The organism is Lignipirellula cremea (assembly GCF_056501455.1).
Genome location: NZ_CM151415.1, coordinates 1,258,636 through 1,284,212, shown reverse-complemented (window position 1 = coordinate 1,284,212; position 25,577 = coordinate 1,258,636). Strand labels below are relative to the sequence as shown.

The window sequence follows — 25,577 nt, the reverse complement described above, 5'->3', positions numbered from 1 at the left end:
CGATGGCGGGGATGGTAAGATAGGAAGCCGGGGCGTTTCGCCGTTTTTCCTGCCGCTGGTCGCACTTCGAAGCGACCGCGCGACGGCGAAGCTTCGCCCCGCTCTTCCGTCATCCCCCGTCACTGCTTCGGAGTTCCCCTCATGGCGCTGCCACGCCTGCTCTTCGCGTCGACGTTGTCGCTCGCGTCCCTCGCGTTCGTCGCCGGACTTCGGGCGGACGATCCCTGGATCGTCTACGAAGGGGGCGAGGGCCCTGGAAAGGGAAAGCACGTCGTGCTCGTCAGCGGCGACGAGGAATATCGTTCCGAGGAGGCGCTCCCGCAACTCGGCGCCATCCTCGCGTATCGTCACGGATTCAAGTGCACGGTCCTGTTCGCCATCGATAAGCAGGACGGCACGATCAATCCGAACGAGAGGACGAATATTCCAGGCCTGGAGGCGCTCGACTCCGCCGACGCGATGATCATCGCGACGCGGTTTCGCGATTTGCCCGACGATCAGATGAAGCATGTCGTCGACTTCGTCGAGAAGGGCGGAGCCGTCATCGGCCTGCGCACCGCGACGCACGCGTTCAACCTCAACGAAAAGTCGGCCTACGCCAGGTGGGACTGGAGGAGTCGCGACTGGGACGGCGGATTCGGTCGGCAGGTGCTCGGCGAGACCTGGATCAACCATCACGGCGGCCACGGTTCCGAAGCGACCCGCGGCGTCATCGCCGAAGATCGCAAGGACCACCCGATTCTTCGCGGCGTCGAGCCCGGCTCGATCTTCGGACCGACCGACGTCTACGGCGTTCGCCTCCCGCTGCCCGGCGACAGCCTGCCGCTCGTGTTCGGCGAGGTCGTCGCGGGCATGAAGGAGGGCGATCCCGCCGTCGAAGGCCCCAAGAACGATCCCATGATGCCGATCGCCTGGACGAAGTCGTTCGAGACGCCGTCCGGCGCCACGGCGAAGGTCTTCACCACCACGATGGGCGCGTCGCAGGATCTTCTGAGCGAAGGTTTCCGACGCCTGCTGGTCAACGCGACCTACTGGGCCGTCGGACTGGACGTTCCCGCGAAGGCGGACGTCGCCTTCGTCGGCGAGTTCGCCCCCAACCCCTTCGGCAACGACAAGTTCACGAAGAACAAGAAGCCGGCGGACCTGAAGGCCGCTCCGCCGCAGGGTTGAGCGAGCCTCGTTCTCGGACTCGCGGATGTTTTCGACAGCGCGAATGGAGACGCGATGGCGGAGAACTTCGAAGCGAAGTTCGACTGCGACGATCTGCAGGAAGCCGAGCGTCGGGCTCAGCTTCTCGGCGCGACGTTCGTCGGCGAACTGCTCCAGACGGACACTTACTTCCGAGTTCCGCAGGGCCGCTTGAAGGTCCGCGAACAGCATGCGCCGGAAGCGAACGCCGAGTTGATCGCGTACTTCCGCGACGACTCGCCGCAGATTCGCCTGAGCCGCTACGAGCGGACCCCATTGCCCGACCCGCAGACGACGATTGCGCCGCTAACCGATCGTTACGGTCAGCCGTACGCAGTCATGCGGAAGCGTCGTCGGCTGTATCTGATCGGCGCCGCCCGAATCCATCTCGACGCGGTCGAAGACCTGGGGCAGTTCGTCGAGATCGAGGTCGTTCGGCCGGACGTCGCCGTCAACCACGGAGCGAGCGGCGAAGCGGCGGTCGTCGCTCCGGAGGATGACTGGGCGGCGACGGCGGAGGCGTTCGCACGGCGCCTGGCGGAGGGGCTGTCGCTACGACCGGAACAGGTCCGAAGCGGTTCTTACGCTGACCTTCTAGAATCGAATCGCACGTGCAGCTAAAAAGGGAATCTCCTCCCGGGGGGAGTCGCGGCTGACCCGTTCAGGGGGCCGCATCGCAACCTCCTCCCGTTCCTCGAATGACCGTTCTGGCTCGCGTCGTTCGAGGACGCCCCGTGAGCGGCTCCGCCCGATTTCTGTCCCGAAGGTACGGTAGATGGCCGATACGGCGAAGATAGTTTTCGGAGACAAGCAGGTCGAGTATCCCGTTCTCGTCGGTTCGGAGGACGAGAAGGGGATCGATATCTCCCGTCTGCGTGCGGACACGGGCCTGATCACGCTGGACGAAGGCTTCGTCAACACCGGTTCGGTCGCCAGCGGCATCACCTTTCTCGACGGAGAGCAGGGGATCCTCCGCTATCGCGGTTACCCGGTCGAAGAGCTGGCCGCGAATTGCGACTTCGTGGAGACGAGCTACCTGCTGATTTACGGCGAGTTGCCGACCGCGGCGCAGCTCGAGCAGTTTCGGCAGTCGATCCGCATGCACACGATGCTGCACGAGGATATGCGATCGTTCTACAACGGGTTTCCGCGCGACGCGCACCCGATGGCGATCCTCTCCTCGGTCTGCGGCGCGCTCTCGACGTTCTACAAGGATTCGCTCGATCCCGACGATCCGCACGAGGTCGAGGTTTCGATCCATCGCCTGATGGCGAAGCTCCCCACGATCGCCGCATACGCTTACAAGAAGTCGATCGGCCAGCCCTTCATCTATCCGCAGAACGACCTGTCGTATTGCGAGAACTTCCTGACGATGATGTTCGCCGTGCCGTGCGAACCGTACGAAGCGGACCCGGACTTCGTCGAGGCGCTGAACCTGCTGCTGATCGTGCATGCCGATCACGAACAGAATTGCAGCACGTCGACCGTCCGCATGGTCGGCTCGGCCAAGGCGAACTTGTTCTCGTGCATATCCGCCGGCATCTGCGCCCTCTGGGGGCCGCTGCACGGCGGAGCCAACGAGGCGGTCGTCAACATGCTGGAGCAGATCCGCGACGACGGCGGCAACGTCAAGAAGTACGTCGACATGGCCAAAGACAAGGCCAACCACTTCCGACTGATGGGCTTCGGGCACCGGGTCTACAAGAACTTCGACCCCCGCGCGACGATCATCAAGAAGACCTGCGACAAGCTGCTGGCCAAGCTGCACGTGCGCGACCCGCTGTTCGATATCGCACAGCAACTCGAAGAGGTCGCGCTGAACGATCCCTACTTCATCGAGCGGAAGCTCTATCCGAACGTCGATTTCTATTCCGGCGTGATCTACCGGGCGCTGGGGATCCCGGTGCAGATGTTCACGGTCCTGTTCGCGCTCGGCCGCCTGCCCGGCTGGGTCGCCCACTGGCGCGAGATGACCGAGTCCTCGACGACTCGGATCGCCCGCCCTCGCCAGATTTACACAGGTCCGACGCAGCGCTCGGTCGTTCCGATCGAAAAGCGCGGCTGAAGCGGTTCCCGCCTGCCGAACGCGTCTTGCCCGACCAGGGGAATCTCTGATATTCCCTGCGCGCTGAACTCCGCCGTTGCGCTCTTGCGAGATTGTTTCGCGAGGGAATCGATGCGGCGCGTCCGGCTCTTTCGCTGGGCATCATGCTGCGCATCCCGGTCGTCAACTTCGCGTTCGTCGCGTTCGCCCTTCTTTCAACGATAGGCGGACCCGCGGCGAAGCTGCGCGCGGACGCGGAGCCCTCCAAGCCGCCGGAAATCGTCGTCTTCGACGAAGAAGAGGAACGGAACTCGTTCCTGAAGACGGCTTACGTTCCGGACGAGGACGACTCGGACTGGGACCTGCTAGAGAACCCGCTGCACCTGGCGCTGGGCCAGACGCCGGACGCCTGGCTCACGGCGACCTTCGACACGCCCTTCTGGAAGAGCTGGGACGGGTCGGTCGAACTGGGCGTCAACGGCACGGAAGGCAACAGCGAGACGTTCAACCTCCGGATGGGCGCCAAGCTCCGCCGCGAGTCCGAAGCGACGATTCAGAAGATCGAGTTCACGCACATCGACAAGTCCAACCAGGGAGATCAGACGGCGCTCTCGACGCTCCTGGACGGTCGGCAGGAATGGAAGCTTCGCGACGACCGGTATACGTACTTCGTCCACGGCTTGATGGAGTACGACAAGTTCAAGGCGTTCGACGTACGTCTCTCCGCCGACACGGGTCTTTCCCGCAAAATAATCCAGTCGGATACGAAACGCCTGAGCGGACGCCTCGGCGCCTCGGCGTCGCGCGAGGTCGGCGGTCCCGACGACAAGTGGGTCCCGGAACTGCTGTTCGGCGTCGAATACGATCACAAGATCGACGATAGGCAGAAGGTCACGTTCGAAGCGACCTACTATCCGGAAATCACGGACTACGAGAACTTCCGTTTGAACAGCAAGGCGTCGTGGGAGATCGTGGTCAATCCTGACTGGGGATTGAGCCTGAAGCTCTCAGCCATCGACCGATACGACTCGACGCCGAGCGGGGCGAAGCCGAACGACCTCGACTATTCGCTGCTGATGCTCTGGAATTTCTAGAGCAGGCGCCTGCCCTACAAGATCAGTCGGCGAGCGGTCCGAGCAGTCCGAGCGCCCAGCAGAGATACGCGACGGGGGCCGCCCCCAGCGGGGAGTCGACCACGTCCAGCACGCCCCCCATGCCGGGCAATCCGCGGCCCGAATCTTTCGCGCCGAGATCGCGCTTCAGGAGCGATTCGGCGAGGTCGCCCGTCATCCCCGCGATTCCGAGGATGACGCCGTACGCCAGACAGCGCGGCCACCAGAGTTCGCCGCCGCCGATCTGACTTTCCGTCAGAAGACTGGGCGCCGCGATGGAGAAGAAAGCCCACGACGCCAGGGCCGCGGCGACCATTCCGCCGACGGCGCCCTCCCAGGTCTTCTTCGGACTGAGGATCGGCGCCATCTTCGTCCGGCCGAAGAAGCGCCCGGTGAAGTACGCGCCCGAATCCGCCGCCTTCGTCACGAGAATCAGGCTGACGAGCGCCGTCATGCCCCAGGCGTTCTCGTGAAACAGGCGCAGCAGCACGAAAAACGCGAACGGGACGCCGAGGAACGCGAAGCAGAGCGAAGCGAGCGCGATGCGCTGGATCGATTTTCCGGGCCCGTCGTAACGGCGCATCTCCGTCACGAATGCGAAGATCGTCGCCGCGGCCAGCCCTACGAGCGGGAATCCGAGCCGTCCGATCGAACAGCTTTCCGGATACGGCAGGTAGAACGCCGGCACGAACGTCGGAAGTAGAATCGCCTGCGTTCCAACGTGCAGCACGACTCTCGACAGCGTCGCGAGCGGCGCGACGAGTCCGCGAAACTCCTCGACGGCGAGCGCCAGGAACGCGACGCCGAACGGCACCATCCAGATGCCGGGACGTCCGAAGTTGTACGGGCTCGTCAAATCGAGCCAGACGGTCGTCGCGACGATCCCGATCAGAGCGGCGGCGGAGAGCAGGCGGAACCGGAGCAAGGAAGGAACTCGGAGATGCGGGTGGCGACGGGGGGAGCGTCAATCCCGAATTGCTTGGGCGACTCGGTACGACCGATTACGAATCCTTTCGGCGGCATCGTCTCGACGCTGACGATGCACGAGACGAAGCGAACGAATTCTCAGGCGATGCCTTCCGGCGTCGTGAGTCCGCCGAAGCGACGATTGCGCAGGGCGTAATCCGCGATCGCCTGATGAAGGTGGGCGACGTCGAACTCCGGCCAGCAGGCGTCGGTGACCCAGATTTCGGCATAGGATAGCTGCCACAGCAGGTAGTTGCTGATCCGCAACTCGCCTGACGTTCGGATCATCAGATCCGGGTCGGGCATCCCGGCGGTATAGAGCCGTTCGGTGATCGTCGACTCGTCGATCGACGCGGGGTCGACGTCGCCCGCCCTAATCTCTTCCGCGAGCGAACGAACGGCGTCGACGATCTCCTGCCGGCCGCCGTAGTTGATGGCCAGGCAGAGGGTGAGCCCGTCGTTCGCGTCGCAGAGAGCGACCGTCTTGTCCATTTGAGCGAGCGCCGACTCGGGGATGCGCTCGCGACGTCCGATCACCCGCACCCGGACGTTCTGCTCCATCAGATTGGTCCGCTCCTCGACCATGAACTGGGCGAGGAGGTCCATCAGGAAGGCGAGTTCTTCCGGCGGACGCTTCCAGTTTTCGTGCGACAGGCAATAGAGCGTCATCTGGGTCAGGCCCAGGCGCGAACATTCCTCCACGATTCGCCGGACCGTCGCCGCACCGCGACGATGGCCTTCGATCCGAGGCAGGTTGCGGCTCTGCGCCCAGCGCCCGTTCCCGTCCATGATGAACGCGATGTGGCGCGGGTACTGGGTCGGGTCGATTCCGTCCAGCGAAGCGGCGCTGATCACCGAAGCGTTCAAGAGGCGACTACCGGCGGATAAAGGAACGGGGCGGTCGGGCGACGCCGCGTCATTCTCCGCTCGCCGTACCTGCGGGTCAACGCAGGCACGGACGAGGCGATCGCCTCCCGCGGCACGCTTCCGCTGCGACTTAAAAGTCGGCGGAGAACATCGTCTGGCTGCGTTCGGGACCGACGGAGACCACGCCGACGGGACGACCGACCAGCTCCGCGACCCTATCGAGGTATCGCCGGGCATTGCCGGGCAGATCGGAGAGCCGCTTCACGCCGGTGACGTCCGTCCGCCAGCCCGGCAGCGTATCGTAGACGGGCACGGCGTTTCGCAGGTCCTCGACATGGCACGGAAAGTTATCGACCCGTTCGCCGTCGAGCATGTAGTGAGTGCAGATCTTGATCTCGTCGAGCGCGCTCAGCACGTCGAGCATCATCATGCACAAAAAGTCGACGCCCGAGAGCCGCGACGTATATCGCACCGCGACCGAGTCGAACCATCCGCAGCGCCGCGGCCTGCCGGTCGTCGTCCCGTACTCTCGACCCGTGTCGCGAATGAGCTGGCCGGTCGCGTCGTGCAACTCCGTCGGGAAGGGACCGCCGCCCACCCGCGTCGAGTAGCACTTCGCGACGCCGAGCGTCCGCTTGATCCAGCGAGGCGGAACGCCGGCGCCCGGACAGACGCCGACGCCGGAGGAGTTGGAACTGGTCACGAACGGGAACGTGCCGTGGTCGATATCGAGCAGCGACCCCTGCGCGCCCTCGAACAGGACGTTCTTCCCCTTCTCCAGCGACTCAAGCAGGAAGTGCGTGGTATCGCGGACGAACGGCTTGAGTCTCCCGGCGAAGCGCTCGAAGTCGGCGCTGAGGGCGGCGAGATCGAGCGGCTTCTCGCTCGAATTCTTGTCGAGCCCCGCCAGGAATCCGTTCTTGAACTCGACGATCGAGGCGAGCTTTTCCGGGAAATCCTTGCGGTACAGATCGCCCATCCGCAGCGCGTAATGGCGTCCGACCTTGTCGCGGTAGCAGGGACCGATGCCGCGCAGGGTCGTGCCGATGCTCTCGCCGCTGGTAACGGCGGCGTTCAACAGGCGGTCTTCTGCCAGGTGCCAGGGGCAGACGAGGTGGACCCGCTCGCTGATGATCAGGTTCTTCTCGACGTCGATCCCCCGACCGGCGAGTCCGTCGATTTCGGTCAGCATCGACTCCGGATGGAGCACCACCCCCGGCGTGACGAGATTCATCACGTCGGGATTCAGGATGCCGCTGGGGATGTGATGCAGCTTGTAGACCTGTTCGCCGACGACGACGGTGTGGCCGGCGTTGGCTCCGCCCTGGTAGCGGACCACGAGGTCGAACTGCGACGTCAGCAGATCGACGAGCTTGCCTTTGGCCTCGTCTCCCCACTGCAACCCGATAACGCACGTACCCGGCACTAGCGATTCTCCGCTTTGACGTCGTCCGGCTACTCGAGATGGGGGTTCCGTACGACGCAGCCAAGGCTGCATCGGCGCACGAAAACTCCTCGAAGGGCCGTCCGGATGGAAGGGCGCAAGTCTAGATTCGACCCGGCTGGCTCGCAAGCGGCGTAACGAGCCGCCTGACGGTCCTGACGAAACGAAAAAAAGCGGCTCTCCGAGGGAAGAGAGCCGCTTCGTCGCCGCGAGGGATCGGCGACGGGTCAAGGTTCGGAGAGGGCGAGTCGACCGACGGCGTCGCGTCAGCCGACCCGCGAAGGATCCGCTAGTTCAGCTTGCGGTCCATGAAGAAGGTGCCGTTGTTCGCCACCGGGAGGAGCGCCCGGTGATAGTTGCACTTGTCCCGCATCCTGCCGCCGAAGCTCCAGACGACGCCGAAGTTTAGGTTCCAGGCGTCTTCCGGCACGTCCTCGAACCGCAGCGAGCCCGTCGTCGTGCGATCGTACTCGCTGTTGGGGATCAGGTAGGTGAAGCCCCCCTGGAAGCCCCAGTTGCAGGTGACCGGCACGCGGAACTCGGCGCCGACGACAGCGTGCGAACGGTCGGTCACGCCGCCGAAGACGCGGGCGTCGCCCCCTTCGCAAAAGGATCGGCGATAGTAAACCGCGAAGACGTCGATCGGCTCCGATCCGACCTCGCCGGAGACTGCGGCGCCCTGAAACACGACGTTCGCCACGTCGCTGCTCTGGCTGATGCCGTGGGTCGCCCAGAGGCCGAGTTCGTGTCCGGCGGGATAGACCCAGCCCAACTCTCCGCGAACCTGGGCGAGATTCGAGGTGGCGTACCAGTTGTCGTTCATGAAGTCGAGGACGAGCCCGCCCTGCAGACCCCAGTCGACCCGGCGAAACAGACCCGCCGTCGCGAACGACTGCGTGCGCTGATTTTCGGTGTAAGGCGAGCCTTCGAAGTCGGTCTGCGAGAACATGCCGCCGAACTCCCACGACAGGGCTTCGCCCGGAACGCAGGGGACCGGTCCGGAGAGCAGGAAGCCTTCATAGAAACCGAAGCTTCCGCTGGAGTCGAGGTTCGCGATGCCGCGGAACGCGTGAGCGCCGGCGAAGACCTCGACGTTGGTCTGCGGGTTGAACAGCAGGCAGCAGCCGTTGCACGAGTTGCAGCCATTCATTCCGCAGGCATCGCCGCATCCGCCGCCGCAGCCCAGGTCGCAGCCGCCCTCGCAGCCGCAACTGACGCCGTCGGACCAGACCGGCGGCGTGCTGCCGCAGCCGTCGCAGCCCATGCCGCCGCACGACGAGCAGCCCATGCCGCGACCTCCGGCGATCGGTCCGCGTCCCATCATGCCGCTTCCCATTCCGCCGCGGAACATGCCGCCGCCCATGGGAGCGCGACCGACGTTTCCGCCGCCCATCACTCGGGCTCCCTGCGGAACCATGCCGGGCGGGAAGTCGCCTTCGTAGATGATTTCGCCTTCGGTGACGCCGTCGACCATGGCGGAGTTCGTCCCCTCGTAGACGACCTCGCCGCCTGTCGAAACGTCGCCGCTGTACATCGAACTGCCCATCGTCGACATCCCGCCGCGGGCGGCCATGCGCTGCTGCATCATGCGGCTGCGCGGGACGTACTGGGCCGGCTGAACGTAGCCGCGTCCGTCGTCGCCGAGAGCCGTCTGATGATCCGCCTGCACGGCGACTCCGCCGTCCTGCGACGGGAATCGCGGTGCGGTGCGGTGAGCGCTGCGGGAGGCGACCTCCAGCCCGCCCGCCACGCCCTGAGCGTGAGCCGAAGCCGGCGCCAGAAGCGCTGCCGCGGTAAGAACCGCCGCCAGGAGCGGGGCAGCCGAGCCGCTTAGCGGTCCGGCGTGTGTGCGTTCCAGCGGAACGCTGCGGCTCAGCAGAGCCGACTTGCAGAAACGTGCGAGCATTTGACTTCCCTCGATGTCCGAATGCCTTGACCGCGGGGCGAGGGTTCTCGCGCCGCAATCGGCTTATCGGACCGAAGAAGTCGTTACTTTCGGAATAATCCGAATTTCTTTCGCAATCTTCGCATTAGTTGCGACCGGCAAACTCGTCGCAGGTTCGCGCATCGCCGGTCGGGCGAGCTGAGGCGCGCCTCAGCTTTCCAGCTTTTCCCAGATGCCGGCGCCGAAGGTGAACCCGCCGCCGAAGGCGCACAGGCCGATCCGCTCGCCGGGCGAAAGCTTCGCCTCGAGTTCGGCCAGGCAGAGCGGGATGCTGGTCGAGGACGTGTTGCCGTGCTCGCGGATGTTGGAATAAACCGAGGCGCCGACCCGGGATTGAATCGCGTCGATGATCCGCTGATTCGCCTGGTGCGGGACGATCAGTCGCAGATCGTCGAGGCTCGTTCCGAGTTCCTCGCACGCTCTCCGCAGTCCGGAGATCATCGCCCTCACCGCTTCCGTGAAGACGGTGCGTCCCCGCATCTGGACGAAGCCGTGCCCCGCGAAGGGCACCTTCAGCGCTTCGCCCGAATCGCCCTTGGCCGAAAGCTCCGGGCGGTAGATCCGCATTTTCGCCGATCCGAATCCGCCGTCGCCGACCAGCAGCGAAGCGGAAGCGGCGTCGCCGAAGATGATCGCCGTATCGGGGTCCGACAGGTTCAACAGCGGCGACAGGACTTCGCTGGTGACGACCATCACCTTGGCGTCGGGTCGATTGGTCAGAAAGTCGTACGCCGCCTGGAGGGCGTACAGGTAGCCCGAGCAAGCCGCGTTGATGTCGTAGGCCGCGACGAGCGCGCTTTCCCGTCCCGGCCCCGCCAGACCCTGCAGAATCTTGCACGCGACGGACGGCGTCACCGCGTCGGGCGTCGTCGTCGCGACGATCAGCAGGTCGAGCGACTCCGGCGCCAGATCCGCCTGAGCGAGCGCCTGACGCACGGCCCTGACGCCGAGTTCGACGACCGTTTCGTGCGGTTCCGCCCAAGGGCGACTTTCGATGCCGGTCTTGCGTACGATCTCTTCCGGGTCGATCCGCCCCGCGAGGGTCGGTCCCGCGATTTCCAGGAGGTCGCGATTCGTGATCGTCCGGCTGCCGACGGCCGTGGTCAGACAGGCGAGCCCGACGCGCGTTCCGCGTACGACCGACGGCGAAGACGCTCGCGAAGGCGCTTTCCGCGCGACCAGCACGGGGCGACCCGGGTTCTCCTGCGTGATCGGCTTGGGGCGGCTCGTCGACGTTCCGATCGCGACCTCGAACAGAGGCGCCCCGACGGCGACCGTTTCTCCCGGCGCCGCGTGGATCCGCTTCACCTTACCCGAGATCGGCGACGTCAGTTCGAAGACCGACTTCGTCGCTTCCAGCGTCGCGACCGCCTGACCCCGTTCGATCGTTTGATCTTCTCGAACCAGCAGATCGACGACGATCACCGTTTCGTCCGAGGGGCCCGAGCCGATCGCCTCGATCGATGCCATGCCTTCGGCCGCCGGTTCGGGCCGGATCCAGGTCAGATCCAGGTCGACCATCTCCGCCGCGGCGGTCAACAGCCGTTCGTACGACGGCAGCACCGCGATCTGGTTGGCGAAGTTGCACGGAACGAACGTGTCCGGCCTCGCGAGACGCCGCATTTTCGGCGGCGACGAGCAACGCTCGGCGATGGTGGCCAGGATTTCGGCGCCCATGCCGCAGGTTTCGTTATCCTCGTGAACGACGATCACCTTGCCCGTCTTCTGGGCCGAGGCGAGCACGGTCCGCTTGTCCCAGGGAGAAATCGATCGCAGGTCGATGATCTCCACCTCGACGCCGGCTCCCTCCAAGTCGTCGGCCGCCCGCTCGCACAGCCGGACGGCGTTCCCCCAGCCGACGAGCGTCAGGTCGCGACCGCTGCGAACCTTGCGGGCAGCGCCGATCGGCGTGAAAAGCTTCTCCACGTCGGAGGAAGTCTTCCGCTTCGCGTCGTTCAGGCAGCTCTTCGGATAGAAGAACAGCGTCGGGCGCCCCGATTCGAACGCCGCGTTCAACATGCCCGCCGCGTCGGCCGCGGTACTCGGCATGAAGACGTCGATGCCGGGGGTATGAGCCGCGACGGCCTCGAACGACTGGGCGTGAAACGGACCCAGGCCCGGCCGATAGGCGCCGCAGGCGATCATCACGATGACGGGCGCGGACCAGGCGCCGTCCGTCCGCCAGTGAATGCTCCCCAGTTCCGAGACGATCTGATTGAACGCGATCGGGAAGAAGTCGGCGAACTGCAGGAACGCGACGGGACGCTCGCCCGCGAGAGCCCGACCGATCGAGACGCCGACGATCGTCGACTCGGCCAGCGGCGCGTTTCGCACCCGGCGACCGAACTTCGTGCTGAGCCCCTTGGTGACGCCGAAGACGTCCCCTTTCGGATCCTCGATATCCTGCCCGAACAGCGTGACGCGCGCGTCGGTCGCCAGGCGGCGCTTCAGCGTTTCGCGAAGCGCGTCCCGCATCACGTACTCGCCGTTCGTTTCGTCGCCGCGATACTCGGACTCGGGAGCGGTCAGCGCGGGCGCGATCGGCGCCTTCGCGTCGAACGTCGGTTCGGGGTCGGGCCCGGCGAACGATTCCTCGTCCGCCCGACGCACTTCGGCGATGCATTCCTGCCGGATCTGTTCCAGTCGGGACTCGGAGCAGCCGCGCAGGAACAGCCGCTCTTCCAGCCGGCGGATCGGATCGCCCGCCTCGCCCGCGGCGAGGATCTCGTCTTCGCTGCGATAGATCCGCTGGTCGTCGGCGTTCGTGTGATTGGAGAGCCGTTCGACCTCCATCACGACGATCGCCGGCTCCCGCGTCTCCCGCAGGTCGTTCACGACAGGGCCGAGCGCCTCGGCGACGCCCATCGCGTCGCGACCGTCGACGTAGACGATCGGAATGCCGTAGAACTCCTTCGCCTTGCCGTCAGGTCGGGAGTAAAAGGTCTGGCCCGGCGTCTTGGTCGAAATGGCCCACTGGTTGTCTTCGACGAAGAACAGCACGGGCAGCCGGCTGCGGACGGCCTCTGCCACGGCCTCCAGGAACTCTCCCTGCTGCGTCGTACCGTCGCCGACGGCGCACAGCACGATCGGCGAGCCCGGTCGATCCTTCACCGCTGCCGCGACGCCGACCGCCTGCAGGGCGTTATTGCCGACGGGGCCGACGAGACTGAGCACCTTTCGCGAGGCGTCGGAGAGGTGGGCGCTCATCTGGCGCCCCCGCGATTCCGATCCGTCCTTGCAGAACAGACTGTCGAAGAAGTTCCGAGGCGTCATCCCCCGCGCGAGGAGCAGCGCCTTGTCCCGGTAATGGCAATGCAGCCAGTCGTCTTCGGTCAGAAAGAAGGCGAGCGCCGCCGACGCTTCGTGTCCCGCTCCGGAAACATGGAAGAAAGCTTCGCCGCGGGAAGTGAGTTCCTGTTCGACCGCGTCGATTTCGCGGGACAGGACCATCCAGCGGTACAGATCCAGAAGCTGCTCGACCGAAAGTCGAGCCGCCGGCGACGATTCAGGGAGAGCCGCTGGGGACAGCGGATTCGTCTTCTGGATCAACGGTTTCCTCCATGCCGACGACGGGAGGCCAGTTCAAGTCGCGTTTCGTCGAGTTCCGCGTCCAAATCCGCCAGGCGCTTCGCGAACGAGCTCTCGATTCATCCGGGGCGTCGCACGCGATTCGTGGCCGAAGTTCCCGGCATGTCTCGACTTGCTGCGTCCGAGACGCCCTGCGGACCGTCGTCGCCGTCTGCGCTTCGCTGATCTAACCGACCGGGCAGAAGCGGGGAAAGACGAATTCTAGCGAACGATCCAAATCGTTTCTAGAAAGCTTCCGAGGCGAATGAGCAGGGGAGGGCGTCGGATCTTCATCCCGATCTCCTCCGACATCCGCCGGCACCCGATCAACTCTCCTTGGTGGTTTCGGCGGGAAGTGGCGTCAAGGGAAGTCGGACGTCAGTATCCCCGGGAGACGTTTCGAATTCCCGTCTTTTCCTATCGCACTTCAAATCGTCGGTATGGAGACCGCACGCTATGGACTGAAGACGCGAACTCATAATCGCATGAAGAGCCCGCTTCCCAATCCCATCGCGAGACCGACTACCAACGCAAGCGCCACGAGAGCGTGCGCGTACGTCGAGGCGGGTCCATGGGGATCCGATCGCCGCAGTTCTTCCAGGCGCTTGCGCTCCTCGCCGGCCTGAAAAATGACGTTGTTCGCGAGGGTGAGCACTTCCTTCGCCGCATGCGGCATCGCCTCGATCACGGCGACCAACTCGTCGGTTCCAAACGCTCCGGAACTCGCCTTGCGAAATGCGTCGAAGGTCAACGGCGGTGCGGTCATCGCTCGCCGAACGTGGACGACCTGAGACGCGACTTGTTCAGGGCGGCATGGGAGCCCGGCAGCGACGAATTGCGTCTCCACGACCGTAGTAAGATCCTTCTGAAGTCTCCGTTGGGCGATCATCTTCGCTTTCAAGGCCAATGTCTCGTAATCGGTCGGCTTCGATACGACGTCGTAAACGCCGCGAGCGAGCAAATCGCGAACGATCTTCGGCTGTGCGAACCCCGTGAACACTAAAACTGCCGGAGGAGTCTTCATCGCGAGCGTTCGCACGATGAGTTCGTGGCCGTTCATCTCCGGCATGCGGAGATCGGATAGCAGGACGTCGAATCGCCCTCCGCAAAGCGACTCCAAAGCTGCTTCGCCGTTCGACGCTACCTCGCAGTCGAATCCTTTTTGGGCTAACGCGCGGACGATCGCGCGACGGACGAGGTATTCGTCCTCGACGACCAGGATGCGAGGCGCACGATTTTCGCTCATAAGATCGCCGGTTTCATTCAAACGCGTCGAACGCCCGCCTTCGGGCATCATGATCCAGACACGGCATGGGCATGTATGGGAGTTGCGCGTCGAGAATTGCCAGGTTCGCGATCCTCGCTCGCGCGGTCGCCAGCCGCAGGCAGCCGGATGATGAAGCGAGCGCCGTGGCCTGGCTCGCTCTCCGCGACGACCGCGCCGCCATGTCGGCGAACTGCGGCCTGGACCACCGTGAGCCCTAACCCAAATTCATCGTCGCCGGTCTTCGTCGTGAAGAACGGTTCCCACATCCTTTGCATGACCTCGGCAGTCAGACCGCAACCTGTGTCGGTAACCGAGATTTCGACGTATCGCACCGAATCGGGGACGTCCTCGCGATTTGGCCCGGCGGCGGTCCGAATTACGATCATCCCGCCGTCGGGCATGGCGTCCCGCGCGTTGAGACACAAGTTCATGATCATCTGTCGTAGAAGGCCGGCGTTCGCGAGAACCAGATCCGCTCGATCATCCGCCTCGAGCGATACTTCGACGTCCCCGCCGAGGAGGGGACGCAGAAACGCGACGCATTCGCTCGCGATCTCACTTGCGTCGATCAGCGTCATGGGCAGCGATTCGTTGCAGAGAAGGCGGTGCAGTCGCCGAGTAAGATCGCCTGCGCGTTCGGCTGCAGCGACCGCGACGTCGAGGTCGGCCCGCGACGGATGGAGTTCGTCCAACTCATTCAGCACGAACCGCGTGTAGCCCAGAATGACCTGGAGCAAATTGTTGAATTCGTGCGCTAGGTCTCCGGCCAGCGTTCGCACCGTCTCCAAGTCTTGACCGTAAAGCAGCGGAACGATCGGAGCGACGGAAGAGTCGACGCCTGCCAGTTCCCCAGCGTCGCGGTTGCGTCCGCAGGATCCGAAAGATCCCTGCCCGTGCGGCTTTGTCTTTGTCGTGCCGACCGGGCGATATGCACGCATCGCCGGAATGCGGCGACCTGGAGTCGCGGCCTCCGTCGCGAGAACGTTCTGAGGCAAGCGAAGGACCTGAATTAGACGGCCCGACGGCGCGAGTGTTTCCAAAGCGGAATCCGCGGGGCCGAAGCGAGAAAGTAAATCCCGGAGATCGGTGGCGCTCATCGTTCCCCCTTCAGCGGTTTGCGTTCAACGACACATGCACTATTGGACGAAACGATATACGGAGATTTGCGAAAATGTCGAAAACGTCGGATCAGTCGCAAGAGGTTCAAGCCCGGCGCTGCCCAGCGTCGCCGCCGATCATGAGCGCTGAAAGCTTATGTTACACAAAGCGAATCGGGACGAAGTCTGCATTAACACAAAACCGACAGCCGTCGTCCATGCTGGCGCGCCTTCTAGGAATTCCGTAACACAGTTTGACGCGATTCGTCTCAGTCGAGGGCCGGAGAAACCTCCGGGGCCTTGTCGTTCGCTGCGTCACGTACGGCACTCACTATATCTGACGCTTTCGCGGGCGTCAGCAAAACCCGACTGCAGCCGGATCTCTGAAGCGATGCTGCTGCGACGCTATCGCGAGAAGAAACGAGTACGACGACAGGAAGCGAAATGCCGACGGCTCGCACGTGGCCATACACGTCAGCGATGGCCCGCTCCGGGCTAACCATGCGAAGCAAGACAACGTCGTACTTCCCTCGCATTCTAACCAATCTTTCGCAAGCAGAGCTCTCGTAACACTCGAGGTCGACTTCGGCGCCAGCATCGATCAGCGCGCCGACGATTTCGCGTTTCGGATCGAAACCGTCTTCGACGAGCAAGACTCTTACGCCAGCGAGAGAACTCTTTGCAGGGACGCCTTGCCACAACGACTCCACCCATTCGTAAGCGTTCATGGCGGATTCTTCTCCGAGCTTCGATGACTTGCCGCTTTCGACGCTGCAGCCACAGAACCGACTGCAACTCAGTGACGTTCCGCTCGAATGCAAGCAAGGCGCCGATCACGATCGGATATTTCGCTCCTGCTCACGGGATTCGCGTATGGGTTCCGGATGATCCGAATAGCCCTCATGGACGAAAACTCGAAGCAGGTATAAGTCGCACATGTGCGACAGGCGGATCTCCGCTATTCGCGTCGACTTTCTGCTACAGGATCGGCGGCCGGGGCCGAGCGGGCCTTGGAGCTGTCGCGCTGGTTTTCGAACGAACGATTCCTTGGCCACTGCGAAGCAATTGAGCCCCTTCGTTCGAGGGGGCTTCCACGCCCTTAAGCACTAAAAAACGTCGGATGCGGCCGGTTTCACGTGCGGCGTGCCTGCCGGATTGCCCCCGCTTTCCTGTCATGTTCGCCCAGGATTCTGGCGACTAGGATGGGTCGGACGAACTAGTACCCCGACCGACGCCGACGACAGGCTAACGGCATGTCCGATTTTCGACTTCGCCGGAAGGTGGAGTTTCGCGATACCGACGCGGCCGGCATGGCCCACTTCTCGATGTTTCCCGTCTGGATGGAACAGACGGAGCATGCCTTCCTGCGCGAACTGGGCTTCGGGGTGCACTGGGTCGTGGAGGGCGCCCCGGCGATCAGTTGGCCCCGCGCGTCGGTGCAGTGCGACTACCTTTCGCCGCTGCGGTTCGAAGACGATTTCGATGTGCGGCTCTGCGTCGCGCGGCTGGGCACGAAGAGCGTCACCTATCGCTACGAGTTTCTGCGGGAGGAGACGCTGATCGCCCGGGGTTCGATCGCGACCGTCTGCTGCGAATGGCATTCGCCCGGCGGACTGACCTCGATCGTCATTCCGAACTGGATCCGCGAAAAGCTGGAGCCCTTCGTCGAGGAGGACTGTCCCGGTTCCGCAGTCAGCGAAGCCTCATGATTCAGGTCGGGTATCTCGAACGGCTGACGCTGCGGCTCATCCAGGGCGCCTCGCGTCTCGAACCGGCGTTCCGCGATCGGCATCGCGACTACTTCCTGGCTGCGCAAGGGCCGGACGGAGGCTTCGCCGGTCGCGAGGGGGCGAGCGATCTCTACTACACCGGCTTCGCGCTGCGCGGACTGGCGACGCTGGCCGAGTTGCAGCCGCCGGCATCGACTCGCGCGTCCGCCTTTCTCGGCTCGCGCGTCAGCGGCAAAGAGACCGCGGTCGACCTGTTGTCGCTCATCTACGGCGCCTCGCTGCTGGAACGGATGGCAGGCGAAGAGCCTCTGGCCAAGCTGCCGGAGGGGTGGAAGCAGTCGCTGGCGGACTTCCTCGAAACGTATCGCAAGCCCGACGGCGGTTACGCCAAGACGCCGCAGGGCGCCGCAAGCAGCGTCTACCACTCGTTTCTGACGTTGCTCTGCCTGGAGGCGATCGAGACTTCGCCTCGCGATCCCGAACGACTGATCGAGTTCCTGAAGTCCCATGAGGATCGAGAAGGCGGCTACCACGAGATTCGCGTCAGCAAGCGTCCCGGCGTGAACCCGACCGCCGCTGCCGTCGCGTCTCTCAGAATGCTGGGGGCCTTCGACAACGAAACCCGCGAGCGGACGCTGGACTATCTGGTGAATGCACAGGGCGACGACGGCGGCTTCACGGCCAATACTCGCATCCCGTTCGCCGACCTGCTCAGCACGTTCACCGCGATGGTCACGCTGGTAGATCTCGACGCGGCGGAGGAGGTCGACCTGGCCGGGGCAGGGCGGTTCGCGCGCTCGATGGAGGTCGAGACCGGCGGCTTCCGCGGCGCGGCGCTCGATCCCGGGCACGACGTCGAGTACGCCTTCTACGGCGTGGGCGCCCTCTCGCTTCTCGCCTATCTTGAGATCCCGCGCGAGGAGCGCGAAGTTTGATCGCTGACACGGCTTTCTCGTAGGGCAGGCGCCCCGCCTGCCATCTGCGTCGTCGATCGGTTCGCGGCAGGCGGGGCGCCTGCCCTACAAGACGCGCACGTTCTCGTTCTTCTGCAGCTCGCTTCAGTCATGCCCCAACTCGTCATCGAGAATCTCTCGAAGGAATACCCGACGCCGGCGGAAACGCTGAAGGTGCTCGAGGACGTGAACCTTCGCGTCGACGGCAGCGAAAGCCTTTCCATCGTCGGGCCGAGCGGATCGGGGAAGAGCACGCTGCTCAACATCCTGGGCGGCCTCGACACGCCCACCGCCGGAACCGTTCGGCTCGGCGAGATCGAACCCTTCACGCTCAGCGAGAAGGAACTCGCCCGGTATCGCAACGAGCATGTCGGCTTCGTCTTTCAGGAGCACTACTTGCTGCCGCAACTGACGGCGCTGGAGAACGTGCTGGTCCCTTCGCTCGCCTGGAAAGGGGCGTCGAAGGAGCTGACCGAGCGGGCGAAAGAACTGCTCGCGCGGGTGGGGTTGGGCGATCGGTCGACGCATATCCCCGCGGAGCTGTCGGGGGGCGAGCGTCAGCGCGTCGCCGTGGCGCGGGCCATGCTGCTTCGGCCCGAGCTGCTTCTCGCGGACGAACCGACGGGGAGTCTGGACTTCGCGAACGCGCGAGCGATCACCGAACTGCTGATCGAGATGCAGCGATCGGAGAAGGCCGTTTTGATCGTCGTGACGCACAGCGAAGAGCTGGCCAGCCTGGCCGACCGAAAATTCGAGATCGCAGGCAAGACTTTGCGCCCGCGGTCGTAACGTCGACGCGTCGGCGCCGGGCGGCCAGGTCGAGGCTGTACGAACCGCCCCCCGGGGGCGATAGTTAAGGGCTGGCAGCGCGGCACGCGGTTCGCTGGACAGGTGAACCTGACCGGCGCGCCGCCGGTCGGTGCAGGAGCGGCGACGGATCGTCGTTCCGCCGGTTTCCCGCAAACCAACGCTCGGTCGAAACTGAATCAGCGACCCCCGTCGCTTCGCGATTCGGACGCTGACTGCGACTCGCCCCAGCCCTCTGAAAATGGTCCGCCATGTCGGTTTCCGCGCACGCCTCGGCCCTGTTGCCGGAGACGCTCAAGCTCGACTTTCCGATTCTGTCGCAAAAGCTGTACGACAATCGCCCGCTGGTCTATCTCGATAACGCAGCCTCGTCGCAGCGCCCCCGCAGCGTGCTCGACGCGATGAACCGCTTCTACGAGCGGTCGTATTCCAACGTCCATCGCGGAAGTCACTACTTAAGCTCGGTCGCGACCGTCGAGTACGAAGCGGCACGCAGCGCCGTCGCCGAATGGATCGGCGCGGACTCGCCCAACGAGATCGTCTTCACGCAGGGAACGACCTCGGCGATCAATCTCGTCGCGCACGGTCTGGCGCCGGCGCTGGACGGAGGGGACGAAATCCTGCTGACGATGATGGAGCACCACTCCAACATCGTCCCCTGGCAGCAACTCGCCGAGCGCACCGGCGCCGTGATTCGCTGGGTCGAGATCACCGACGACGGCCGGCTGGACATGCAGTCGCTCGCCGCTTCGCTGAACGAGAAGACGAAGATCTTCGCGTTCTCCGCCGTGTCGAACGTGCTCGGCACGCGGAACCCCGTGAAGGAACTGGTCGCCGCGGCCAAAGCGATGCACGCGACGGTCATCGTCGATGCGGCTCAGGCGGCGCCGCACGAAGCGATCGACGTCGGCGACTGGGAGGCCGACTTCGTCGCGTTCAGCGGCCACAAGATGCTCGGCCCCACAGGTATCGGCGTTCTCTACGGTCGGCGCGATCTGCTGGAAGCGATGCCTCCCTTCCTGGGCGGCGGCAGCATGATTCGGACCGTCACGACCGAGGGCTTCACGACCGCCGCGCTGCCTGCGAAGTTCGAAGCGGGCACGCCGCCCATCGCGGAAGCGATCGCCCTCGCCGCGGCGATTCGTTACCTCAACGACATCGGCCTCGACGCGATCCATCGCCACGAACAGGCGCTCGCGACGGCCGCCCATGAGGGCCTGGCGGGCGTCGAAGGCGTGCGGATCATCGGTCCCGAACCAGGCGAAAAGGCGGGCATCGTCAGCTTCGTCACGGACTGGGCCCATCCGCAGGACATCGCCTCGGCGCTCGACGAACAGGGCATCGCCGTCCGCGAAGGGCATCACTGCACGATGCCGCTGCACAAACGCCTCGGGATCGAGTCGTCCGCCCGGGCGTCGTTCTATCTCTACAACACCCTTTCCGACGTCGCAGCCTTCGTCGAAGGGATGAAGCAGGCCCGCGCGCTCTTCGCAGGCCGAAAACGGGGCAGAAAGTAGCGCCGATCGCTCTTGACGCGGACGCGCTCGCGGCGTCACCATCCCGCCCCGGTCGCGGGCGAAGCTGCGCGCGACGGCTGCGTACACCCCCGACCTTCGTACGGAAGCGTTCCTTACGAAGGCGAACAGGATCGCGTCGATGCGAAACGGCATCCTTTCGATAGCTCGATTCGTGCTCCCATGCGCGGCGCTTCTTTCGTCGGGATGCCAGTCGCCCTGGCAGAGCGGCGCGCCCGCGACGTCGGGCGGCGGATGGTTCTCGTGGATGAGCGTCAGCGAACGATCGAACGATCCGCTGACCCGACTGGCGGGCGGAGGAGCTTACGGTCCGGGCGGCGCCGAGGCCGACGCGAGCGCCAAAGGTTCCCGCCAGCAACTTTACGGAGCGAGAACCTCGGAACTCGACCTCTCGCGCGGCAGCGCCGGATTGCCCGAGGGCGCCGTCGCTGCGCAGTCGCCGCCGACGAAGACGATCGACGAGGCCCTTCCGGCGACCGAAGACGATGCCGCCTCGCGGGTTGCGCGAGCCCTTCAGAGCCGCAAGACCGGCGCCGCGACGCCCGCGCTCGCGACCGGGCCTGATCCTTCGGAAGGATACGACGCGGCGGTCGCCCCGGCTGGTTATCAGGCGCCCGCATCGGCCGCCGACAGTTCGGTTCCGTCGATCGGCGCTGCGTCGCGCACGTACGTCGGGACGGCGCCTCCCGATTCGCAATCGAATCCTTTCTACGATCCGTTCGGCGAAGGCTCGCGAAGCGACTCTGCCGCAAGTTCGCAGCCGATGGGGAGCATCTCTTCCGCGTTCGCTGCGCCTCCTGCCAATTCCGGCGCCGGCAGTCCTGCGCTGCGCCTGCTCACGACTCCGCAGGCCAGCACGCCCGGGACCGCAGCATCGACTCCGACGCTGACCTATCCCAGCGGATCGACCTCCGCCGCGCCGACGGGGTCGCTGCTGCGACTCCTGGGCGACAACCCGCTGCGCAAGGACGCTCCGCCGCCGAGCGGGAACTAGCGGGTATCAGCTAGCGGTGGCTGAATGCGAAGCATTCAGTGCGCCTACGGCTTCGCCCTGCGCACGGGTGCAGCGGAGGCAGGTCGCTTCGGCGGCTCAGGCTTAGCGGCAGACGCCTTCTTCTTCGTCGCGGCTTTCTTCGCGGTCAGCGGCTGCCCGAATTCGAGGCGTCTCGCCTTCTTCGCTACCTCGGCGGCGCGCTCGGCCTGACCCATCATCTCGAAGAGAAAACGCGAGGGAAGGGTTTCGCGAACCTTGCCCCACTTGGTGCGACCGAGGCAGAGCGAAAGCGTCAGGCGTTCCTGTGCCCGCGTGACGCCGACGTAGGCCAGACGGCGCTCCTCGTCGATCTGCTCGTCGTCGTTCGCCTTGAGGACGCGACTATGGGGCAGGATGCCTTCCTCCATGCCGACCATGTAGACGACCGGGAACTCCAGCCCCTTCGCGCTGTGCAGCGTCATCAGAATCACGGCGTTTCGCCCGAGCTGCTTCTCCTTCTCCGATCCGAAGTCGCGTCCCCCCAGCGCCAGTTCGTCGAGGAACTTGAGCAGCGCCGGAGCACGCTCCTTCTTTTCGAAGGCCGCGAGCGAGTCGAGCGTCTCCCGCACGGTCTCTTCGCGTGCCTCGCGTGCGGCAGGCTCGTCGTACAACCGATCGATTTCGTCGGAATAGCCGATCGCGTCGAGGTACTCGACGACCGTGGAATAGAGCTTTCCAGGCCCCAGCTTCTCGCGATGCGTCTTCACGAGATCGACGAGGCTCTTCGCCCCTTCGCGGACGGCCGGCGTCCAGTCGCCCGGGTTCGCGACGCCGGAGGCGATCTCTTCGAGCAGCGTCCAGAGGGGCGCCCCGCGTTTCACCGCAGCGGCCTTCATCTTCTCGATCGACTTCGCCCCCAGTCCCCGCGGCGGAACGTTCGCCACACGAAGCAGCGCGACCTCATCCTCCGGTCGCACGAGGAGTCGCATGAACGAAAGAACGTCGCGAACCTCCTTGCGATCGAAGAACGACATTCCGCCGATCACGACGTAGCGAATGTCCTGCTTGCGGAGTTCAAGTTCGAACGCGCGCGTCTGCTCGTTGGTGCGGAACAGGATCGCGATCTCGTTGGCGGCGAACTCCTGCTTGGCGAGGGTCCGGGCGATGTCACGAACGACGCCGGCGGCCTCTTCGGTTTCGTCCTTGAACTGCTCGATCTTGGGGCGTTCGCCGTTGGGTCGGACGGGACGCAGCACCTTCTCGTGCCGCACGCGATTGAAGACGATCAGCCTGTTCGCCAGTTCCAGAATGGCCGCGGTCGAGCGATAGTTCTCTTCCAGGCGGACGACCTTCGCGTCGGGCCAGTCCTTGCGGAAGCCGAGGATGTGCTGAACCTCGGCTCCGCGCCAGGCGTAGATCGACTGATCGTCGTCGCCCACGACGCACAGATTGCGATGGGCGCCCGCCAGAGCCTTCACGATGCGGTACTGGCTGCGGTTGGTGTCCTGGTACTCGTCGACGAGCAGGTGATCGAAGCGGCTGGCTTCGAGCTGCAGCACGCGCGGATGCTGGCGGAAAACCTCTTCCGTCAGCAGCAGCAGGTCGTCGAAATCGACCGCTCCCCGCAACTTGAGCGTCCTCTGGTATCGCCGGTATGCGCTCGCCGCGAGATGCTCCTTCTCGGTCGACGCCAGGGAGACCGCGTCGTCGGGGCCGATGGCGCTCGACTTCCAGCGACCGATGGAGGAAAGCAGATCGCCCGGCTTCATCGTCGCCTCCGGCACGCGGATTTCGCGGAGGACCTGCCGGGCTGCGGCCTCCTGATCGCCGCGGTCGAAGATCGCGAATTCCTTCGGATAGCCGAGCAGATGCAGATGCTTCCTGAGAATCTGCACGCAATGCGAATGGAAGGTCGAGACCGACGGCGTCGTCGGAAGGTTCTTAAGGCGCGCCTTGACGCGCTCTTTCATCTCCTGGGCGGCCTTGTTGGTGAAGGTGACCGCCAGGATGCGATCGGGCGCGATCCCGCTTTTGATCAGACGCGCGATGCGAAACGTGACGACGCGGGTCTTGCCCGTGCCGGCGCCGGCGAGGACCAGCAGCGGTCCCTTCAGCGTCTCGACCGCGGCATGCTGCGCAGGATTAAGTCCGTCCATCCGTCGATTCGCCCTGCCGCCGTAACAGTCCCGGCGTACCGCTCGCGCGCCGTTCGAGAGGTCGCGATTCTATGACGGCAGACCCGAAATCGGAACGGGCGACCGGATCGCGGCCTCCCGCGAGATCGTCGCCGGCGCTGCGTCGCGATCGGATCGTCATACGTTCGATCTCGAAATAGTTCGACTGCGCCGGGGCTAACTCCGCTACGATACGCGACGCTGTTTACGCCATCACCCGAGGTGACGCCGGATGTCTGACTCAAGGACGAGCGAAAACTCCCCCGTCGCGTTCCACGGAGCGTCGAGCGATCCGTTGCTCGAATTGCTGATCGAGATGACGGACGAAACGGGCGCCGAACTCCCGATCACGTTGCAGGTGAGCGGCCTGGTCGTCTCAGGCAAGCTGATCAGCAAGTCCGCCTACTTCGACCAGTTCACCGCCCACTTCACCCAGGGAATGACGGATCGGCAGATCGTCGAAAGCCTGCGATCGTCGTTCGCCGAGATCAGCGCCGGTCCCGGGGCCGACGCCGCCTCTCCGCCGCTCGCCGTGCATATGAAGGACGCGGCCCTGTTCGGGGTCGGAAACATGCCGGTTCCCTACGAACAGGGGGCACTTTGGCGCGGTCGAGTGAGCGAGGTCGACGCCTTCTTCCTCGGCGAGATCGTCCTGGGCTGAACGGCGGGCCTACCAAGGTGGCATCGATGCGTCTGGCCGACTTCATCCTGGCGAATATCGAACCGATTCTCGTTGAATGGGAGGCTTTCGCACGCGACATCTGGGAGGGTCTCGCCCCCGATCCCGCCACGCTGCGCGATCACGCAGAAGCGATCCTTCGGGCGACTGCCGCCGACATGCGGTCGGAGCAGACGGCGGTCGAACGGTTGAATAAGTCGAAAGGCTTGTCCGACGACGCGGTCGGCGCCGGACGAATGGCGCTGGCGTCCGTCGAGCACGGGGTTGGGCGACTGCGTTCAGGCTTCGATTTGCTCTCTTTGCTATCGGAGTACCGGGCGCTCCGCGCCAGCGTCGTGAGGTTATGGACCGAAAGCCGTCCGATTCCCGATCGAAACGATCTAGACGATCTCACGCGCTTCCACGAGAGCATCGACCACTCGATCGCGGAGTCGGCCACCAGTTTCGCCGAGAACGGCGAACGCTCGCGGCAGATGTTTCTCGGGATTCTGGGACACGATCTGCGAAATCCGTTGAACTCGATCATGGTGTCGGCACAGTTGCTGACGCTCGACGAGAGTCTCGCTTCCGATTCCCTGGACGCCGCGAAACAGATAGCGACGAGCGGCGACGCGATGGCCCGCATCGTCGACGACCTGCTCGATTTCGCGACCACTCGACTGGGAGGCTCGATACCGATCGCACCTGAGCCGATCGAACTGACGAATCTATGTGGGGAAGTCGTTGCTGAAATGCGCGCAGGCTACCCTTCGCGCACGATCGAAGCCGAAATGCCTCACAGTCTCGCGTTCGTGGCCGATGCGCCTCGTCTGCGTCAGGCTTTATCGAACCTGCTGGGAAACGCGATTCAGCACGGCGCTCGCACCAGCCCCGTTCGACTTACGGTTCGTGAAGACGAAGAGTACGCGGTCCTAACCGTTCGCAGCTTCGGCGCCGCGATTCCGCCGGAAGCGTTCGGGACGATCTTCGATCCTCTCGTCCAGGGAACGTCAGCCGATGCGAACGCACGCCGGCAGTCCCGCTCGGTAGGTCTGGGACTGTATATCGTCCGGGAGATCGTGACTGCGCACGCGGGCGAAATCGCGGTGACATCCTCCGCGGAAGCGGGAACGATCTTCACGATGCGGCTACCGAACCGACTCGGCGTTCCTGCCAGTTGACTGCCGAAAGTCCCGTGCCTCGACGGTCGCTGCGAACTGATCTTTGCGGATCTTGAGGAATTCTCTAAC

General features: G+C 64.5%; 20 protein-coding genes. 11 read left to right on the top strand and 9 right to left on the bottom strand.

Features of this window, described 5'->3' with window-relative positions; all coding sequences use genetic code 11:
• Positions 1–141: 141 nt before the first annotated feature.
• From SH602x_RS05080 to SH602x_RS05065, 4 genes are all read left to right on the top strand, one after another.
• Positions 142–1,170 carry a ThuA domain-containing protein gene (locus SH602x_RS05080; protein WP_479475759.1) on the top strand — a complete coding sequence of 343 codons (1,029 nt, stop codon included), beginning with the start codon at positions 142–144 and terminating at the stop codon, positions 1,168–1,170.
• Between the two features lie 54 nt (positions 1,171–1,224).
• Complete coding sequence (locus SH602x_RS05075) at positions 1,225–1,809, top strand: class IV adenylate cyclase (RefSeq protein ID WP_479475758.1); 585 nt, start codon at positions 1,225–1,227, stop codon at positions 1,807–1,809.
• Positions 1,810–1,963: 154 nt separating this feature from the next.
• A complete protein-coding gene (locus SH602x_RS05070; RefSeq protein ID WP_479475757.1) occupies positions 1,964–3,253 on the top strand; it encodes a citrate synthase in 1,290 nt (429 codons plus the stop codon).
• A gap of 143 nt (positions 3,254–3,396) precedes the next feature.
• A complete protein-coding gene (locus SH602x_RS05065; protein ID WP_479475756.1) occupies positions 3,397–4,326 on the top strand; it encodes a DUF481 domain-containing protein in 930 nt (309 codons plus the stop codon).
• Between the two features lie 22 nt (positions 4,327–4,348).
• Here SH602x_RS05065 and SH602x_RS05060 read toward each other — a convergent pair whose 3' ends face one another.
• The 8 genes from SH602x_RS05060 to SH602x_RS05025 all read right to left on the bottom strand — a co-directional run bounded on the left by SH602x_RS05060 (position 4,349) and on the right by SH602x_RS05025 (position 16,225).
• On the bottom strand, positions 4,349–5,269 hold the full coding sequence (locus SH602x_RS05060) for a phosphatidate cytidylyltransferase (RefSeq protein WP_479475755.1): 921 nt from the start codon (positions 5,267–5,269) through the stop codon (positions 4,349–4,351).
• Between the two features lie 140 nt (positions 5,270–5,409).
• Positions 5,410–6,177: an undecaprenyl pyrophosphate synthase gene (gene uppS / locus SH602x_RS05055; RefSeq protein ID WP_479475754.1), complete on the bottom strand. Its 768-nt coding sequence runs from the start codon at positions 6,175–6,177 to the stop codon at positions 5,410–5,412.
• A 130-nt stretch (positions 6,178–6,307) separates the two neighbouring features.
• Positions 6,308–7,603, bottom strand: a complete 1,296-nt coding sequence (locus SH602x_RS05050; RefSeq protein ID WP_479475753.1) for an adenylosuccinate synthase — start codon at positions 7,601–7,603, stop codon at positions 6,308–6,310.
• 307 nt (positions 7,604–7,910) lie between these two features.
• Positions 7,911–9,527, bottom strand: coding sequence for a DUF6666 family protein (locus tag SH602x_RS05045; RefSeq protein WP_479475752.1), 1,617 nt, complete (start codon positions 9,525–9,527; stop codon positions 7,911–7,913).
• A gap of 189 nt (positions 9,528–9,716) precedes the next feature.
• Entirely contained in the window at positions 9,717–13,115 is a 3,399-nt protein-coding gene (locus SH602x_RS05040; RefSeq protein ID WP_479475751.1) for a beta-ketoacyl-ACP synthase 3, read from the bottom strand.
• A 493-nt stretch (positions 13,116–13,608) separates the two neighbouring features.
• The gene (locus SH602x_RS05035) at positions 13,609–14,379 is read right to left on the bottom strand and encodes a response regulator (protein ID WP_479475750.1); all 771 of its coding nucleotides are present in this window, start codon (positions 14,377–14,379) and stop codon (positions 13,609–13,611) included.
• A gap of 47 nt (positions 14,380–14,426) precedes the next feature.
• Positions 14,427–15,395, bottom strand: a complete 969-nt coding sequence (locus SH602x_RS05030) for a sensor histidine kinase (RefSeq protein WP_479475749.1) — start codon at positions 15,393–15,395, stop codon at positions 14,427–14,429.
• A 371-nt stretch (positions 15,396–15,766) separates the two neighbouring features.
• Positions 15,767–16,225: a DNA-binding transcriptional response regulator gene (locus tag SH602x_RS05025; protein WP_479475748.1), complete on the bottom strand. Its 459-nt coding sequence runs from the start codon at positions 16,223–16,225 to the stop codon at positions 15,767–15,769.
• Between the two features lie 525 nt (positions 16,226–16,750).
• Between SH602x_RS05025 and SH602x_RS05020 the strand changes: the two genes are divergently transcribed.
• From SH602x_RS05020 to SH602x_RS05000, 5 genes are all read left to right on the top strand, one after another.
• The gene (locus SH602x_RS05020; RefSeq protein ID WP_479475747.1) at positions 16,751–17,206 is read left to right on the top strand and encodes an acyl-CoA thioesterase; all 456 of its coding nucleotides are present in this window, start codon (positions 16,751–16,753) and stop codon (positions 17,204–17,206) included.
• Positions 17,203–18,162, top strand: a complete 960-nt coding sequence (locus SH602x_RS05015; RefSeq protein ID WP_479475746.1) for a prenyltransferase/squalene oxidase repeat-containing protein — start codon at positions 17,203–17,205, stop codon at positions 18,160–18,162. Before SH602x_RS05020 ends, SH602x_RS05015 begins: the two co-directional genes overlap by 4 nt.
• A gap of 129 nt (positions 18,163–18,291) precedes the next feature.
• Positions 18,292–18,969 carry an ABC transporter ATP-binding protein gene (locus SH602x_RS05010; protein WP_479469577.1) on the top strand — a complete coding sequence of 226 codons (678 nt, stop codon included), beginning with the start codon at positions 18,292–18,294 and terminating at the stop codon, positions 18,967–18,969.
• Between the two features lie 269 nt (positions 18,970–19,238).
• Positions 19,239–20,504, top strand: coding sequence for an aminotransferase class V-fold PLP-dependent enzyme (locus tag SH602x_RS05005; RefSeq protein WP_479475745.1), 1,266 nt, complete (start codon positions 19,239–19,241; stop codon positions 20,502–20,504).
• A gap of 139 nt (positions 20,505–20,643) precedes the next feature.
• Entirely contained in the window at positions 20,644–21,516 is an 873-nt protein-coding gene (locus SH602x_RS05000) for a hypothetical protein (RefSeq protein ID WP_479475744.1), read from the top strand.
• 44 nt (positions 21,517–21,560) lie between these two features.
• Here SH602x_RS05000 and SH602x_RS04995 read toward each other — a convergent pair whose 3' ends face one another.
• Positions 21,561–23,651, bottom strand: a complete 2,091-nt coding sequence (locus tag SH602x_RS04995; protein ID WP_479475743.1) for an ATP-dependent helicase — start codon at positions 23,649–23,651, stop codon at positions 21,561–21,563.
• A gap of 250 nt (positions 23,652–23,901) precedes the next feature.
• On the opposite strand from SH602x_RS04995, the gene gvpU reads away from it, so the two are divergent.
• Positions 23,902–24,330 (top strand): gas vesicle accessory protein GvpU, encoded by a 429-nt coding sequence (gene gvpU / locus SH602x_RS04990; protein ID WP_479475742.1) that lies wholly within the window; start codon positions 23,902–23,904, stop codon positions 24,328–24,330.
• A 26-nt stretch (positions 24,331–24,356) separates the two neighbouring features.
• A complete protein-coding gene (locus tag SH602x_RS04985; RefSeq protein ID WP_479475741.1) occupies positions 24,357–25,508 on the top strand; it encodes a sensor histidine kinase in 1,152 nt (383 codons plus the stop codon).
• Positions 25,509–25,577 lie beyond the last annotated feature (69 nt).